This is a genomic window from Caulobacter sp. B11 (genome assembly GCF_002737765.1).
Lineage (GTDB): Bacteria > Pseudomonadota > Alphaproteobacteria > Caulobacterales > Caulobacteraceae > Caulobacter.
In genome coordinates this window covers 1-12592 of the sequence record NZ_PEGG01000012.1, presented here as the reverse complement: position 1 = coordinate 12592, position 12592 = coordinate 1, and the positions used below count along the sequence as shown (strand labels likewise).

22 protein-coding genes and 2 pseudogenes are annotated in these 12592 nt (G+C 63.4%); all 24 read left to right on the top strand.

Annotated elements, in window-relative coordinates:
* A partial coding sequence (gene rplB / locus CSW58_RS01000; RefSeq protein WP_099445959.1) for a 50S ribosomal protein L2 occupies positions 1 to 579 on the top strand: 579 nt, incomplete at its 5' end.
* Between the two features lie 3 nt (positions 580 to 582).
* Positions 583 to 861, top strand: coding sequence for a 30S ribosomal protein S19 (rpsS, locus tag CSW58_RS00995; protein ID WP_099445958.1), 279 nt, complete (start codon positions 583 to 585; stop codon positions 859 to 861).
* A 3-nt stretch (positions 862 to 864) separates the two neighbouring features.
* A complete protein-coding gene (rplV, locus tag CSW58_RS00990) occupies positions 865 to 1245 on the top strand; it encodes a 50S ribosomal protein L22 (RefSeq protein WP_007662752.1) in 381 nt (126 codons plus the stop codon).
* Complete coding sequence (gene rpsC / locus CSW58_RS00985; protein WP_099445957.1) at positions 1245 to 1994, top strand: 30S ribosomal protein S3; 750 nt, start codon at positions 1245 to 1247, stop codon at positions 1992 to 1994. Before rplV ends, rpsC begins: the two co-directional genes overlap by 1 nt.
* A 12-nt stretch (positions 1995 to 2006) precedes the next feature.
* On the top strand, positions 2007 to 2447 hold the full coding sequence (gene rplP / locus CSW58_RS00980; protein ID WP_099445956.1) for a 50S ribosomal protein L16: 441 nt from the start codon (positions 2007 to 2009) through the stop codon (positions 2445 to 2447).
* Positions 2444 to 2638 (top strand): 50S ribosomal protein L29, encoded by a 195-nt coding sequence (gene rpmC / locus CSW58_RS00975; protein WP_099445955.1) that lies wholly within the window; start codon positions 2444 to 2446, stop codon positions 2636 to 2638. The genes rplP and rpmC overlap by 4 nt, the downstream gene beginning before the upstream one ends.
* 10 nt (positions 2639 to 2648) lie before the next feature.
* Positions 2649 to 2888, top strand: a complete 240-nt coding sequence (rpsQ, locus tag CSW58_RS00970; RefSeq protein WP_099445954.1) for a 30S ribosomal protein S17 — start codon at positions 2649 to 2651, stop codon at positions 2886 to 2888.
* Positions 2889 to 2905: 17 nt separating this feature from the next.
* A pseudogene (gene rplN / locus CSW58_RS00965) lies at positions 2906 to 3274 on the top strand (50S ribosomal protein L14).
* Positions 3274 to 3588, top strand: a complete 315-nt coding sequence (gene rplX / locus CSW58_RS00960) for a 50S ribosomal protein L24 (RefSeq protein WP_099445953.1) — start codon at positions 3274 to 3276, stop codon at positions 3586 to 3588. Before rplN ends, rplX begins: the two are co-directional and overlap by 1 nt.
* Positions 3581 to 4138, top strand: a complete 558-nt coding sequence (gene rplE / locus CSW58_RS00955; protein ID WP_099445952.1) for a 50S ribosomal protein L5 — start codon at positions 3581 to 3583, stop codon at positions 4136 to 4138. The genes rplX and rplE overlap by 8 nt, the downstream gene beginning before the upstream one ends.
* A gap of 21 nt (positions 4139 to 4159) precedes the next feature.
* On the top strand, positions 4160 to 4465 hold the full coding sequence (rpsN, locus tag CSW58_RS00950; protein WP_099445951.1) for a 30S ribosomal protein S14: 306 nt from the start codon (positions 4160 to 4162) through the stop codon (positions 4463 to 4465).
* Between the two features lie 10 nt (positions 4466 to 4475).
* Positions 4476 to 4874 carry a 30S ribosomal protein S8 gene (gene rpsH, locus CSW58_RS00945; RefSeq protein ID WP_099445950.1) on the top strand — a complete coding sequence of 133 codons (399 nt, stop codon included), beginning with the start codon at positions 4476 to 4478 and terminating at the stop codon, positions 4872 to 4874.
* 17 nt (positions 4875 to 4891) lie between these two features.
* A complete protein-coding gene (gene rplF / locus CSW58_RS00940) occupies positions 4892 to 5425 on the top strand; it encodes a 50S ribosomal protein L6 (protein WP_099445949.1) in 534 nt (177 codons plus the stop codon).
* A gap of 3 nt (positions 5426 to 5428) precedes the next feature.
* Positions 5429 to 5785, top strand: coding sequence for a 50S ribosomal protein L18 (rplR, locus tag CSW58_RS00935; RefSeq protein ID WP_099445948.1), 357 nt, complete (start codon positions 5429 to 5431; stop codon positions 5783 to 5785).
* Positions 5786 to 5797: 12 nt separating this feature from the next.
* Positions 5798 to 6403 (top strand): 30S ribosomal protein S5, encoded by a 606-nt coding sequence (gene rpsE, locus CSW58_RS00930; protein ID WP_099445947.1) that lies wholly within the window; start codon positions 5798 to 5800, stop codon positions 6401 to 6403.
* A gap of 3 nt (positions 6404 to 6406) precedes the next feature.
* Positions 6407 to 6591, top strand: a pseudogene (gene rpmD / locus CSW58_RS00925) (50S ribosomal protein L30).
* Between the two features lie 127 nt (positions 6592 to 6718).
* Complete coding sequence (gene rplO / locus CSW58_RS00920; RefSeq protein WP_099445946.1) at positions 6719 to 7210, top strand: 50S ribosomal protein L15; 492 nt, start codon at positions 6719 to 6721, stop codon at positions 7208 to 7210.
* Positions 7211 to 7457: 247 nt separating this feature from the next.
* Positions 7458 to 8816 (top strand): preprotein translocase subunit SecY, encoded by a 1359-nt coding sequence (secY, locus tag CSW58_RS00915; protein ID WP_099445945.1) that lies wholly within the window; start codon positions 7458 to 7460, stop codon positions 8814 to 8816.
* A gap of 125 nt (positions 8817 to 8941) precedes the next feature.
* On the top strand, positions 8942 to 9511 hold the full coding sequence (locus tag CSW58_RS00910) for an adenylate kinase (protein WP_099445944.1): 570 nt from the start codon (positions 8942 to 8944) through the stop codon (positions 9509 to 9511).
* A 172-nt stretch (positions 9512 to 9683) separates the two neighbouring features.
* Positions 9684 to 10052, top strand: coding sequence for a 30S ribosomal protein S13 (gene rpsM / locus CSW58_RS00905; RefSeq protein ID WP_099445943.1), 369 nt, complete (start codon positions 9684 to 9686; stop codon positions 10050 to 10052).
* Positions 10053 to 10064: 12 nt separating this feature from the next.
* The gene (gene rpsK / locus CSW58_RS00900; RefSeq protein WP_035049391.1) at positions 10065 to 10454 is read left to right on the top strand and encodes a 30S ribosomal protein S11; all 390 of its coding nucleotides are present in this window, start codon (positions 10065 to 10067) and stop codon (positions 10452 to 10454) included.
* 75 nt (positions 10455 to 10529) lie between these two features.
* The gene (locus tag CSW58_RS00895; RefSeq protein WP_099445942.1) at positions 10530 to 11546 is read left to right on the top strand and encodes a DNA-directed RNA polymerase subunit alpha; all 1017 of its coding nucleotides are present in this window, start codon (positions 10530 to 10532) and stop codon (positions 11544 to 11546) included.
* A 182-nt stretch (positions 11547 to 11728) separates the two neighbouring features.
* Positions 11729 to 12142 (top strand): 50S ribosomal protein L17, encoded by a 414-nt coding sequence (gene rplQ, locus CSW58_RS00890; protein ID WP_099445941.1) that lies wholly within the window; start codon positions 11729 to 11731, stop codon positions 12140 to 12142.
* 125 nt (positions 12143 to 12267) lie between these two features.
* Positions 12268 to 12592: hypothetical protein (locus CSW58_RS00885; protein WP_099445940.1), on the top strand; the 325-nt coding region annotated here is incomplete at its 3' end.

Sequence of the window (12592 nt, the reverse complement as noted above, 5' to 3'; positions counted from 1 at the left end):
CGCTTCATCGCCCTGATCAAGTATCAGGCCGACGGCGAGCTCTCCTACATCCTGGCCCCGCAGCGCCTCAAGGCCGGCGACGAAGTCGTCACCGCCGACAAGGTCGATGTGAAGCCCGGCAACGCCTCGGCCCTCCGCACGATGCCGATCGGCACGATCATCCACAATGTTGAGCTGAAGCCCGCCAAGGGTGGTCAGATCGCCCGTTCGGCTGGCGCCTACGCCCAGCTGGTCGGTCGTGACGCCGGCTACGCCCAGATCCGCCTCAATTCGGGCGAACTGCGCATGGTGCTCGACACGTGCATGGCCACCATCGGCGCCGTGTCCAACCCCGACCACATGAACGAAAACCTCGGCAAGGCCGGTCGTGTTCGTCACATGGGTCGTCGTCCCCACGTTCGCGGCGTCGCCATGAACCCGGTCGACCACCCCCACGGTGGTGGTGAAGGCCGGACCTCGGGCGGCCGCAACCCGGTGACCCCGGCCGGCAAGCCGACCAAGGGCGCCAAGACCCGCGTCAACAAGGCCACGGATAAGTTCATCATCCGTTCGCGCCACAAAGCGAAAAAGGGCCGCTAAGCCATGACCCGCTCCGTCTGGAAAGGCCCGTTTGTCGACGGGTACCTCCTGAAGAAGGCCGACGCCGCGCTGTCGTCGGGCCGCAAGGACGTGATCAAGACCTGGTCGCGCCGTTCGACGATCATGCCGCAGTTTGTCGGTCTGACCTTCGGCGTGCACAACGGCCACAAGCACGTTCCCGTGTCCGTGTCGGAAGACATGGTCGGCATGAAGTTCGGTGAGTTTTCGCCCACCCGCAGCTTCCCCGGCCACGCCGCCGACAAGAAGGCGAAGAGGAAGTAGGCCATGAGCCAAGCTAAACAAGCTCGCCGCCTCCCGGCCAACGAAGCGATGTGCAAGGTACGTACCTTGCGCACTAGCGCTCGTAAGCTGAACCTGGTCGCTCAGTCCATTCGTGGCCTGAACGTCCAGCGCGCTCTCAATGAGCTCGAATTCAGCCACAAGCGCATCGCCCAGGACGTCCGCAAGGCGCTGTATTCGGCGATCTCCAACGCTGAAAACAACCACAACCTCGACATCGACTCGCTTGTCGTCGCCGAGGCCTATGTGGGCAAAAACCTGGTGATGAAGCGCTTCTCGCCGCGTGCTCGCGGTCGGGCCACGCGCGTTGAAAAGCCGTTCTCCGAGATCACCATCGTGGTCCGCGAACTGGGTGAGGCCGCCTAATGGGTCAGAAAGTCAATCCGGTCGGGCTTCGGCTCGGCATCAACCGTACCTGGGACAGCCGTTGGTTCGCCGACGGTCCCCAGTACGGCAAGCTCCTGCACCAAGATCTCGCGGTCCGTGCAATGCTCAAGAAGCGCCTGTATCAAGCCGGCGTTTCGCGCATCATCATCGAGCGCCCGCACAAGAAGTGCCGTGTCACGATCTATGCCGCCCGTCCGGGCGTCATCATCGGCAAGAAGGGCGCTGACATCGACAAGCTCCGCAAGGACCTGTCGGTGATGACGGAAGGCGACGTTCACCTGAACATCGTTGAAATCCGTAAGCCTGAAACCGACGCCCAGCTGGTGGCCGAGTCCATCGCCCAGCAGCTCGAGCGCCGGATCGCCTTCCGTCGCGCCATGAAGCGGTCGATCCAATCGGCCGTCCGTCTTGGCGCCAAGGGCATCCGCATCAACGTGTCGGGCCGCCTCGGCGGCGCGGAAATCGCGCGGATGGAATGGTATCGCGAAGGTCGCGTGCCGCTCCACACCCTGCGCGCCGACATCGACTACGGTTTCGCGGAAGCCAAGACCACCTACGGCATCATCGGCGTGAAGACCTGGATCTTCAAAGGCGAAGTGCTGGAGCATGACCCGATGGCGCTGGACAAGCGTCTGGCCACTGAATCCGGCCCCGCCGGCGAAGGTGGCGGACGTGAGCGTGGCGATCGCCCTGACCGGGGTGACCGCGGCCGCCGCGGTCGGGACTGAGGATAGAGCGCTATGCTGTCACCGAAGAAAACCAAGTACCGCAAGCAGTTCAAGGGCCGCATCAGCGGTTCCACGAAGGGCGGCGCACTGCTGAACTTCGGCTCCTACGGCCTCAAGGCCGTTGAGCCCGAGCGCATCACCGCGCGTCAGATCGAAGCTGCTCGTCGTGCCATCACCCGTCAGATGAAGCGTCAAGGCCGCGTCTGGATCCGTATCTTCCCCGACGTGCCGGTCACCGGCAAGCCGGCCGAAGTCCGGATGGGTAAGGGCAAGGGCGCCGTCGATCACTGGGCCGCGCGCGTCGCGCCGGGCCGGATCATGTTCGAAATCGACGGCGTGCCGGACGACATCGCTCGCGAAGCTCTGCGCCTCGGCGCGGCCAAGCTGCCGATCCGGACCCGCGTCGTTACCCGCATCGACGCCGGTGCGGCTCTGGAGGCCGAAGCGGCATGACCAAGATCGCTGATATCCGGGCTCTGACCCCCGACCAACTCGCCGAGCAGCTGCTCAGCCTCAAGAAGGAGCAGTTCAACCTGCGCTTCCAGGCAGCGACCGGTCAGGTGGAAAAGACCCACCGCGTTGGCGAGATCCGCAAGGACATCGCCCGCATCAAGACCGTGCTGCGCGCCAAGGCCGCGGCTTAAGGAGAACGATATGCCCAAGCGTATCCTCGAAGGGGTTGTCGTCTCCGATAAGGGCGACAAAACCGTAGTGGTTAAGGTTGAACGGACCATCGTTCACCCGCTGCTGAAGAAGATCGTGCGTCGGTCCAAGAAGTACCACGCACACGATGAGAGCAACTCGTACAAGGCAGGCGAAATCGCCCGCATCGTCGAATGTGCTCCGAAGTCAAAGCTGAAGACCTGGGAAGTCCTTCCCAAGGTCTCGGCTTAATCTGGAAGGTTTGAACCATGATCCAGATGCAAACTAACCTGGAAGTCGCCGACAACTCCGGCGCTCGCCGGGTCATGTGCATCAAGGTGCTGGGTGGCGCAGGTCGTCGCTACGCCAGTGTCGGTGACGTGATCGTCGTGTCCGTGAAGGAAGCCATTCCCCGCGGTCGCGTGAAGAAGGGTGACGTGCTTCGCGCCGTCGTCGTTCGTCAACCAAGGCATGAAGCGCAAAGGACGGTTCGCTGATCGCGCTTCGACAAGAATGCCGCGGTCATCGTCAATAAGCAGAGCGAGCCGGTCGGCACGCGGATCTTCGGCCCGGTTCCTCGTGAACTGCGCGCCAAGAACCACATGAAGATCATCTCCCTCGCCCCCGAGGTGCTGTAATGGCTGCCAAGATCAAGAAGGGCGACCGCGTTGTCGTCCTCGCGGGCAAGGACAAGGGCAAGCAAGGCGCTGTGTCCCTGGTTCTCCCCAAGGAAAACCGCGTCGTCGTGGCGGGCGTGAACCTGGTTCAACGCCATACCAAGGCGACCCAGGCCGATCCGCAAGGCGGCATCAAGAGCAAGGAAGCGGCGCTTCACGTTTCGAACGTGGCGATCGTCGATTCCAACGGCAAACCCACCCGCGTCGGCTTCAAGATCGAAGGCGACAAGAAGGTGCGCGTGGCCAAGACCACCGGCGAGGTGATCAATGGTTGATCAAGCTTACGAGCCGCGGCTGAAGTCCGAATATCGCGCGCGCATCCGCGCCGCGTTGAAGGAACAGTTCGGCTACACCAACGAGATGCAGATCCCCAAGCTGGACAAGATCGTCCTGAACATGGGTATCGGCGAGGCTGTCGCGGACTCCAAGAAGGCCCAAACGGCCATCAAGGACCTGACCCTCATCGCCGGCCAGAAGCCGGTCGCCACGAAGGCCCGCAAGTCGATCGCCGGTTTCAAGCTGCGCGAAGGCATGGTGGTCGGCGCCAAGGTGACCCTCCGCAAGGACCGGATGTACGAATTCCTCGACCGCCTGGTCACGATCGCGCTGCCGCGCGTGAAGGACTTCCGCGGCCTGAACGGCAAGAGCTTCGACGGCCGTGGCAACTACGCCATGGGTCTGAAAGAGCACCTGGTGTTCCCGGAAATCAACTATGACCAGATCGAACAGATCTGGGGCATGGACATCATCGTCTGCACCACTGCGAAGTCCGATCAGGAAGCCAAGGCTCTCCTGAAGGAATTCCAGTTCCCGTTCACGAATTAAGAGCGGGCAGGGAAACACACCATGGCAAAGAAAAGCGCCGTCAACCGTAACGAGATGGTCAAGGCCCTCGTCAAGCAAATGGCCGGCAAGCGCGAAGCGCTGAAGGCTATCGCCAATGACGAAAGCCTGCCGCTCGAAGAACGTTTCGAAGCCCGCCTGAAGCTCGCGAAGCTTCCGCGCAACTCGTCCGCCGTTCGCATCCGTAACCGATGCGAAGTGACGGGCCGCCCGCGCGCCTATTATCGCAAGCTTAAGATGAGCCGGATCGCCTTGCGCGAGCTCGGCTCGGCGGGGCAGATCCCCGGTCTCGTGAAATCGAGCTGGTGAGGACGATCAGATGTCGATGAACGATCCCCTGAGCGACATGATCGCTCGCATCAAGAACGCCGCCACGCGCAAGCGCTCGAAGGTTGCGACGCCGGCTTCCAAGCTGCGCGCCCGCGTCCTGGACGTGCTGGCCGACGAAGGCTACATCCGCGGCTACTCGCTCGTCGAGAAGCCCGGTGCGTTCCCCGAATTCGAGATCGAGCTCAAGTATTTTGACGGTGAGCCCGTGATCGCCGAGATCAGCCGCGTGTCCAAGCCTGGCCGTCGCGTCTATTCGTCGATCAAGGACCTGAAGCCGATCAAGAACGGCTTGGGCATCTCGATCCTTTCGACGCCGAAGGGCGTCATGTCGGACTCCGCCGCACGCGACGCTAATGTCGGTGGCGAAGTCCTCTGCCGCGTCTACTAGGCGCGGGAGGGAAAAACATGTCACGGATCGGTAAGAAAGCCGTCGAAATCCCCTCGGGCGTGAATGTCACGGTCGAAGGTCAGACGGTCACGGTGAAGGGCCCCAAGGGTCAACTCGCCTGGACCATCGCCGACGAGATCGAGGTCAAGCTGGAGAATTCCGAGCTGACCTTGAGCCCGCGCGATGAAAGCAAGCGCGCCAAGTCGATGTGGGGTCTGTCCCGCACGCTTCTGGCGAACATGGTGCACGGCGTCACCGCCGGCTTCGAGGAAACCCTCGAGCTGGTGGGCGTTGGTTACCGCGCCGCGATGAAGGGCACCGCGCTCTCCATCCAGCTCGGTTTCAGCCACGATGTGAACGTCGAGGCTCCGGCCGGCGTCACCTTCGCTGTGCCCAAGCAGACCGAAATCAAGATCGCTGGTGCTGACAAGCAGGCGGTCGGCGAGATTGCCGCGAAGATCCGCCGCATTCGTCCCCCCGAGCCCTACAAGGGCAAGGGCGTGCGTTATGCCGGCGAGAAGGTTCGCCGCAAGGAAGGCAAGAAGAAGTAAGCCATGGCGCTCTCACCTCGCGAATCCGCCGTGCGTCGTGCCCAACGCACCCGCACCCGCCTCAAGGCCCTGTCCAACGGTCGTCCGCGTCTTACGGTCTTCCGTTCGTCCAAGAACATCTACGCCCAGATCATCGATGATGAACGCGGCGTGACCCTGGCCTCGGCCTCCACCCTCGAGGGTGAAGGCAAGACCAAGGGCGCGGACAAGGACGCGGCCGCTCTGGTCGGCAAGCTCGTCGCCGAGCGCGCTATTGAAAAAGGCGTCAAGGACGTCGTTTTCGATCGCGGCGGCTACATCTTCCACGGTCGGGTGAAAGCCCTGGCTGACGCCGCGCGCGAAGCCGGCCTGAATTTCTAAGGGAATCACAGCATGGCTCGTGGTGATCAACAGCGCGGAGACGGCGGCCCCAATCGTGGCCGTCGCGACCGCAACGCCCCGGAAGAGCGCGCCGACAGCGACATCGTCGAAAAGCTCGTCCACATTAACCGCGTCGCCGCCACCGTTAAGGGCGGCCGTCGCTTCAGCTTCGCCGCTCTGATGGTCGTCGGCGACCAAAAGGGCCGCGTCGGCTTCGGTCATGGCAAGGCGCGTGAAGTGCCGGAAGCCATCCGCAAGGCGACCGAAGAAGCCAAGAAGACCATGGTTCGCGTCCCCCTGCGGGAATCGCGCACCCTGCACCACGACGGCTACGGCCGTTGGGGTGCTGGCAAGGTCATGATGCGCGCTGCCCCTCCCGGCACGGGCGTCATCGCCGGCGGTCCGATGCGCGCGGTTCTCGAAACCCTGGGCGTCCAGGACGTCGTGGCCAAGTCGACGGGTTCCTCGAACCCGTACAACATGGTTCGCGCCACGTTCGAGGCCCTGAAGGTTCAATCGTCGCCCCGCCAGATCGCCGCCAAGCGCGGCAAGAAGGTCAGCGACATTCTCGGCCGCCGCGCCGACGGCGCCTCGGCGCCGGACGCCCTCGAGGTCTAAGTCATGGCTGAAGCAAAAACCGTCACGGTCCGCCAGACCGGCAGCCCGATCCGTCGCAACGCCGGCCAGCGCGCTACGCTGGCGGGCCTGGGTCTCAACAAGCTGGGCCGGGTGTCCACGCTGGAAGACACCCCTTCGGTCCGTGGATGATCCGCAAGGTCGCCCACATGCTGGAAATCGTCGAGTAGGTCTGCGTACGAGACGTCGAAATCGCCACCCCGGTGAAAGCCGGGGTGGTTTTCGTTTGAGACTATCTACCGTTTTCAAGCCGAGTCCGGCCATTGGCCGGGCGCAGATCTCCAAGGAGAGGCACATATGACCAAGCTTAATGAACTGGCTCCGGCTCCCGGCTCGACCAAGGGCCGCATGCGCGTTGGCCGTGGTCCGGGTTCGGGCAAGGGCAAGACCGCCGGTCGCGGCGTCAAGGGCCAGAAGGCGCGCTCGGGCGTCGCCATCGCCGGCTTCGAAGGCGGCCAGATGCCGCTGCACATGCGTATGCCTAAGCGCGGCTTCAACAACCCCTTCCGCCTCGACTTCGCCGAAGTGAACCTGTGGCGCCTGGAACAGGCCGTCGAAGCCGGCAAGCTGAAGGCCGGCGCTGACGTCTCGGTCGCCGACCTGATCGCCGCCGGCGTGATCCGTCGCGAACTGGACGGCGTGAAGCTGCTGGGCAAGGGCGAAATCAAGTCGGCCCTGAAGCTGACCGTCTATTCGGCGACCGAAGCGGCCATCAAGGCCGTTGAAGCCGCCGGCGGTTCGGTGACCGTGACCAAGAAGGTCAAGGTCGAAGCCGAAGCCAAGGCCTAAACGACATATGTCATCCCGGGCGCCTCGTGCGCCTTCGGGACTTTGTTTCGACCGGGATGACAGAATTTAGGGGCTCGCCGTGACATCGCGGCGGGCCTCACCTATTTGTGGCTCCTGCTCGCGCCTGCCCTTTTCAAATCTTCCTTGAAAAGGATAAGCAGGCCCGAGATCTAATTTTCAGGGCGGGATCTTCGCCAGCGCTGGTTTCGGCGCTCGGCGGTTTCGCTCTTGAGTCGTGGGGAATTGAATGGCCTCGGCCGCCGAACAACTCGCAGCCAATATGAATATCGCGTCGTTCCAAAAGGCGACCGAGCTTCATAAGCGTATCTGGTTCACGATCATCGCCCTGGTGGTGTTCCGTCTCGGCACCTACGTGCCGATCCCCGGGATCAATCCGGAAGCCTTCGCCTCGGCCTTCGCCGGACAGTCGAAGGGCATTCTGGGCATGTTCAACATGTTCTCGGGCGGCGCCGTCGAGCGGATGGCGATCTTCTCGCTGAACGTGATGCCCTACATCAGCGCCTCGATCATCGTGCAGCTGATGGGCTCGGTCTATCCGCCGTGGGAGAAGCTGAAAAAGGAAGGCGGGGAGGCGGGTCGCAAGACCCTCAACCAGTACACCCGCTACCTGGCGGTCGTTCTGGCGGTCGTGCAGTCGTTCAGCATCGCGGTCGGCCTGCAGAGCCAGGAGGGCTTGGTCGTCTCCGGCGTCGCCCCGGCCTTCTTCGTGGCCTCGACGGTCGTGGCCCTGACGGGCGGCACCCTGTTCCTGATGTGGCTGGGCGAGCAGATCACCAGCCGCGGCGTCGGCAACGGCGTTTCCCTGATCATCTTCGCCGGTATCGTCGCGGCCCTGCCGCGCGGCGTGGCCAACATGTTCGAGATGGTTCGCGTCGGTTCGATGCAGGGCTTCTCGCTGTTCGTCATCTTCGCCCTGGCCGTGGTGGTCGTCGCGGCCATCGTGTTCATCGAGCGCTCGCAGCGACGCCTGCTGATTCACTATCCCAAGCGCCAGCAGGGCAACCGGATGGTCGGCGGCGAAAGCTCGTTCATCCCGCTGAAGATCAACACCGCCGGCGTCATCCCGCCGATCTTCGCCTCCAGCCTGCTGCTGCTGCCGACCACGGCCATGCAGTTCCTGGCGACGGCCCAGCTGCCCAATTGGGCGTCCTGGCTGCCCACGGCGGTCGGCGCGCTGCAACACGGTCAGCCGACCTTCATGGTGATCTATGCGGCCCTGATCATCTTCTTCTCGTTCTTCTACACCTCGGTCGTGTTCAATCCCGACGAGACGGCGGAGAACCTTCGCAAGTACGGCGGCTTCATGCCGGGCATCCGTCCCGGCAAGCGCACGGCCGAATATCTCGACTACGTGCTGACCCGTCTGACGGTGATCGGCGCGGCCTATATCACCGCGGTCTGTATCATCCCGGAGGTCCTGATGGGGGCCATGGGCGCGACCCAGTTCGCCCTGGGCGGCACCTCGATCCTGATCGTCGTGACCGTGACCATGGACACCGTGGCGCAGATCCAGTCGCACCTGCTGGCCCACCAGTATGAGGGCCTGATCAAGAAGTCGAAGCTGCGCGGCGGCCGCGGCCGCTAGGCCGGCCTCGACATGCTCAAGGAACAACGGAAGCCGTTTTGTCATAAAGCGGCTTCCGTTTTTTTCGAACCCGCTCTAGGTCTGCCTCTACGGGGCGTGAGACTCCGAAACGCGAAGGGGCTTCCATGAACTTGATTCTGTTCGGTCCGCCGGCGGCGGGGAAGGGCACCCAGGCCAAGCGCCTGGTAGAGCAGCGGGGGATGGTTCAGCTCTCGACGGGCGACATGCTGCGCGCCGCCATCGCCTCGGGCTCGGAGCTGGGTCAGCGGGTCAAGGCCGTGCTCGACCGCGGCGACCTGGTCACCGATGGAATCGTCATCGATCTGATCGAGGAGCGCCTGCCAGAGGCCGAAGCGGCCGGCGGGGCGATCTTCGATGGATTTCCCCGTACCGTGCCCCAGGCTGAAGCCCTGGACCGCATGCTGGCCCGTCGGGGCCAAAAAATCGACGCCGTCCTCCGACTCAAGGTAGACGAGCCAGCCCTGATCGAACGCATCACCAAGCGTTTCGCCGATCAGGGTCGGGCTGACGACAATCCCGAAGTGTTCGTGACGCGTCTGGCGGCCTATAACGCCCAGACCGCGCCGCTGCTGCCCTACTACGAGACCCAGGGCAAGCTGACCGAACTCGACGGCATGGCTTCCGTGGAAACGGTCGCCGCTTCAATCGACGCCGCACTTTCTATCGTGGCGTGACTTCGCTGGAATCCGTTCATTTGTCCGGATTCCTCCATTGACGGATGCGCAACTATCCCTATAACGGGGCGCTTCCGCGAAAGGGCGCGATCTGTGCGCGCCGGACTAGGTCTTCGGACCGGCCCGGACGCGCCGTTCGCGTCTTTAGTGCGTGACTAGGAGAACATTAGACGTGGCCCGTATTGCAGGCGTCAACATCCCGACGAACAAGCGCGTTTTGATCGCGCTTCAGTATATTCATGGCATTGGCCAGAAGTCCGCTCGTGACATCGTCACGAAGGTGGGCATCGATGACGCCCGCCGGGTCAATCAGCTGACCGACGCCGAAGTCCTTCAGATTCGCGAAGCGATCGACAAGGACTTCACCGTCGAAGGCGACCTGCGTCGTGAAAATTCGATGAACATCAAGCGTCTGATGGACCTGGCCTGCTATCGCGGCCTGCGTCACCGTAAGGGCCTCCCGGTCCGCGGTCAGCGCACGCACACGAACGCTCGCACCCGCAAGGGTCCGGCCAAGCCGATCGCCGGCAAGAAGAAATAAGGTAGCCTGACGATGGCCAAGGAACCGGGTCGCGTTAAAAAGCGCGAACGCAAGAACATCACCTCGGGCGTGGCGCACGTGAACGCCTCGTTCAACAACACCATGATCACCATCACCGACGCTCAGGGAAACACGATTTCCTGGTCCAGCGCCGGCGCGATGGGCTTCAAGGGGTCGCGCAAGTCGACTCCTTACGCTGCTCAGATGGCCGCCGAAGACGCGGGCAAGAAGGCGGCGGAGCACGGTGTGAAGACGCTCGAAGTCAACGTCTCGGGCCCGGGTTCCGGTCGTGAGTCGGCTCTGCGCGCCCTTCAGGCCGCGGGCATGACGATCACGACGATCCGCGACGTGACGCCGATTCCGCATAACGGCTGCCGTCCGCCCAAGCGTCGGCGCGTCTAGTACTTATTTAGAACCAAAGCCCCTTCGCCGGCTGCGTAAACCGCGGCCGGCGAGCCGCGTTCAAGGGACCGACACGTGATCGAAAGAAACTGGAACGAGCTGATCCGTCCTGAGAAGCCGCAGATCGAGACTGGCGCCGACGCGACCCGCAAGGCTCGCATTGTCGCCGAACCTCTCGAGCGCGGTTTCGGTGTGACGCTCGGCAACGCTCTGCGCCGCGTTCTTCTGTCGTCGCTGCAGGGCGCCGCAGTCACCGCCATCCAGATTGATGGCGTGGTGCACGAATTCTCCTCGCTCGAAGGCGTCCGCGAAGACGTCGTCGACATCGTTCTGAACATCAAGCAACTGGCCGTGCGCATGCACGCCGAGGGCCCGAAGCGCATGACGCTGCGCGCCACCGGCCCCGGCCCGGTGACCGCGGGTCAGATCGAGACCACGGGCGACATCGAGATCCTGAACCCCGACCACGTGCTCTGCACGCTGGACGATGGCGGTTCGGTCCGCATGGAGTTCACGGTCAATACCGGCAAGGGCTATGTCCCCGCCGACAAGAACCGTCCGGAAGACGCGCCGATCGGCCTGATCGCCGTCGACGCCCTGTACTCGCCGGTCAAGCGCGTCGCCTATCGCGTCGAGCCGACCCGTCAAGGCCAGTCGCTGGACTATGACAAGCTGATCCTGGAAGTCGAAACCAACGGCGCGGTCACGCCGGTGGACGCGGTGGCCTATGCCGCCCGGATCCTGCAAGACCAACTGCAGATCTTCATCACCTTCGAAGAGCCCAAGGCCAAGACCGCGGACGAGGCCAAGCCCGAGCTGCCGTTCAACCCGGCTCTGCTCAAGAAGGTCGACGAACTGGAACTGTCGGTGCGTTCGGCCAACTGCCTGAAGAACGACAACATCGTCTATATCGGCGACCTGATCCAGAAGACCGAAGCCGAGATGCTCCGCACCCCGAACTTCGGCCGCAAGTCCTTGAACGAAATCAAGGAAGTGCTGGCTGGCATGGGTCTGCACCTGGGCATGGACGTTCCCAACTGGCCGCCGGAAAACATCGAAGACCTGGCCAAGAAGTTCGAAGACCAGATCTAGAACCAAGGACTACGCGCTTTCTCCCGGACCGGCTCGCAAGGGTCGGTCCTGGGTCCTTTGAAGCCGCAACAGCGGTGGAGGGCCCCGGCGCTTCGTGCTGACCCAGCGGGGATTCAGGCTGGGATGGGTGACAATCCGCGCTAGATCGCGCCATCGCGGGCCTCGGCCCAGGAGAGACTTCAATGCGTCACGGTTATGCACACCGTAAACTGGGCCGTACCTCTGCTCACCGCACCGCCATGTTCGCCAACATGTCGGCCTCGCTGATCAAGCACGAGCAGATCGTCACCACCCTGCCCAAGGCCAAGGAACTGCGTCCCTTCGTCGAGAAGCTGGTCACCCTGGCCAAGCGCGGCGACCTGCACGCGCGTCGTCAGGCCATCAGCATCGTTCGCGACGTCGAACAGGTCGGCAAGCTGTTCGCCGCCATCGGCCCGCGCTACAAGGACCGTCAAGGCGGCTACATCCGCGTCCTGAAGGCCGGCTTCCGCTATGGCGACAACGCCCCGCTGGCCGTCATCGAATTTGTCGACCGCGATGTGTCGGAAAAGGGCAAGGACTCGGGTCCGTCCTTCTCGGCCGCCGCCGACGACTAAGATTTTCGGCTCACGCTGAACCAGAAGGCCCCGGAGCGATCCGGGGCCTTCTGTCGTTTCAGGACGCGATTCGACAGCTTTCGGGCCGTGCGGCAATCTTCCTGGGGCATTGAGGGTGGAGCGCCATGATCGTCAGAGGCATTCTGGCCGTGCTGGGCGCGGTGATCGCCAATGTGTTGATCGTCAGTCTTTGCGAGATGGGCCTTGGCCGCGCCTTTCCGCCGCCGCCGGGCGTCAACTTGCAGGATCCGGCCGCCTTGAAGGCCTTCGCTCAGGCCATGCCGACCGCGGCCCTGGCCCTGCTGGCGGCGGGGTGGGCGGCGGGGGCCTTTGGTTCGGCGGCGACCGGCTTCCTGATCGCCCGCAAGACCTGGGCGGCCTGGGTCGGACCGGCCTTCAACCTGCTGGGCGTGGTCATGAGCCTCGCGATGATCCCGCACCCGTTGTGGA

Bases quoted from the DNA above. Each gene is read 5' to 3' on its own strand.
- rplX (WP_099445953.1), top strand. From the start codon at position 3,274: ATGGCTGCCAAGATCAAGAAGGGCGACCGCGTTGTCGTCCTCGCGGGC.
- rpsS (WP_099445958.1), top strand. From the start codon at position 583: ATGACCCGCTCCGTCTGGAAAGGCCCGTTTGTCGACGGGTACCTCCTG.
- rplQ (WP_099445941.1), top strand. From the start codon at position 11,729: ATGCGTCACGGTTATGCACACCGTAAACTGGGCCGTACCTCTGCTCAC.
- rpsN (WP_099445951.1), top strand. From the start codon at position 4,160: ATGGCAAAGAAAAGCGCCGTCAACCGTAACGAGATGGTCAAGGCCCTC.
- rpsQ (WP_099445954.1), top strand. From the start codon at position 2,649: ATGCCCAAGCGTATCCTCGAAGGGGTTGTCGTCTCCGATAAGGGCGAC.
- rplP (WP_099445956.1), top strand. From the start codon at position 2,007: ATGCTGTCACCGAAGAAAACCAAGTACCGCAAGCAGTTCAAGGGCCGC.
- rplR (WP_099445948.1), top strand. From the start codon at position 5,429: ATGGCGCTCTCACCTCGCGAATCCGCCGTGCGTCGTGCCCAACGCACC.
- rpsK (WP_035049391.1), top strand. From the start codon at position 10,065: ATGGCCAAGGAACCGGGTCGCGTTAAAAAGCGCGAACGCAAGAACATC.
- rplV (WP_007662752.1), top strand. From the start codon at position 865: ATGAGCCAAGCTAAACAAGCTCGCCGCCTCCCGGCCAACGAAGCGATG.
- rpsE (WP_099445947.1), top strand. From the start codon at position 5,798: ATGGCTCGTGGTGATCAACAGCGCGGAGACGGCGGCCCCAATCGTGGC.
- secY (WP_099445945.1), top strand. From the start codon at position 7,458: ATGGCCTCGGCCGCCGAACAACTCGCAGCCAATATGAATATCGCGTCG.
- rplE (WP_099445952.1), top strand. From the start codon at position 3,581: ATGGTTGATCAAGCTTACGAGCCGCGGCTGAAGTCCGAATATCGCGCG.
- rpsC (WP_099445957.1), top strand. From the start codon at position 1,245: ATGGGTCAGAAAGTCAATCCGGTCGGGCTTCGGCTCGGCATCAACCGT.
- rpmC (WP_099445955.1), top strand. From the start codon at position 2,444: ATGACCAAGATCGCTGATATCCGGGCTCTGACCCCCGACCAACTCGCC.
- rplF (WP_099445949.1), top strand. From the start codon at position 4,892: ATGTCACGGATCGGTAAGAAAGCCGTCGAAATCCCCTCGGGCGTGAAT.
- rplO (WP_099445946.1), top strand. From the start codon at position 6,719: ATGACCAAGCTTAATGAACTGGCTCCGGCTCCCGGCTCGACCAAGGGC.
- rpsH (WP_099445950.1), top strand. From the start codon at position 4,476: ATGTCGATGAACGATCCCCTGAGCGACATGATCGCTCGCATCAAGAAC.
- CSW58_RS00910 (WP_099445944.1), top strand. From the start codon at position 8,942: ATGAACTTGATTCTGTTCGGTCCGCCGGCGGCGGGGAAGGGCACCCAG.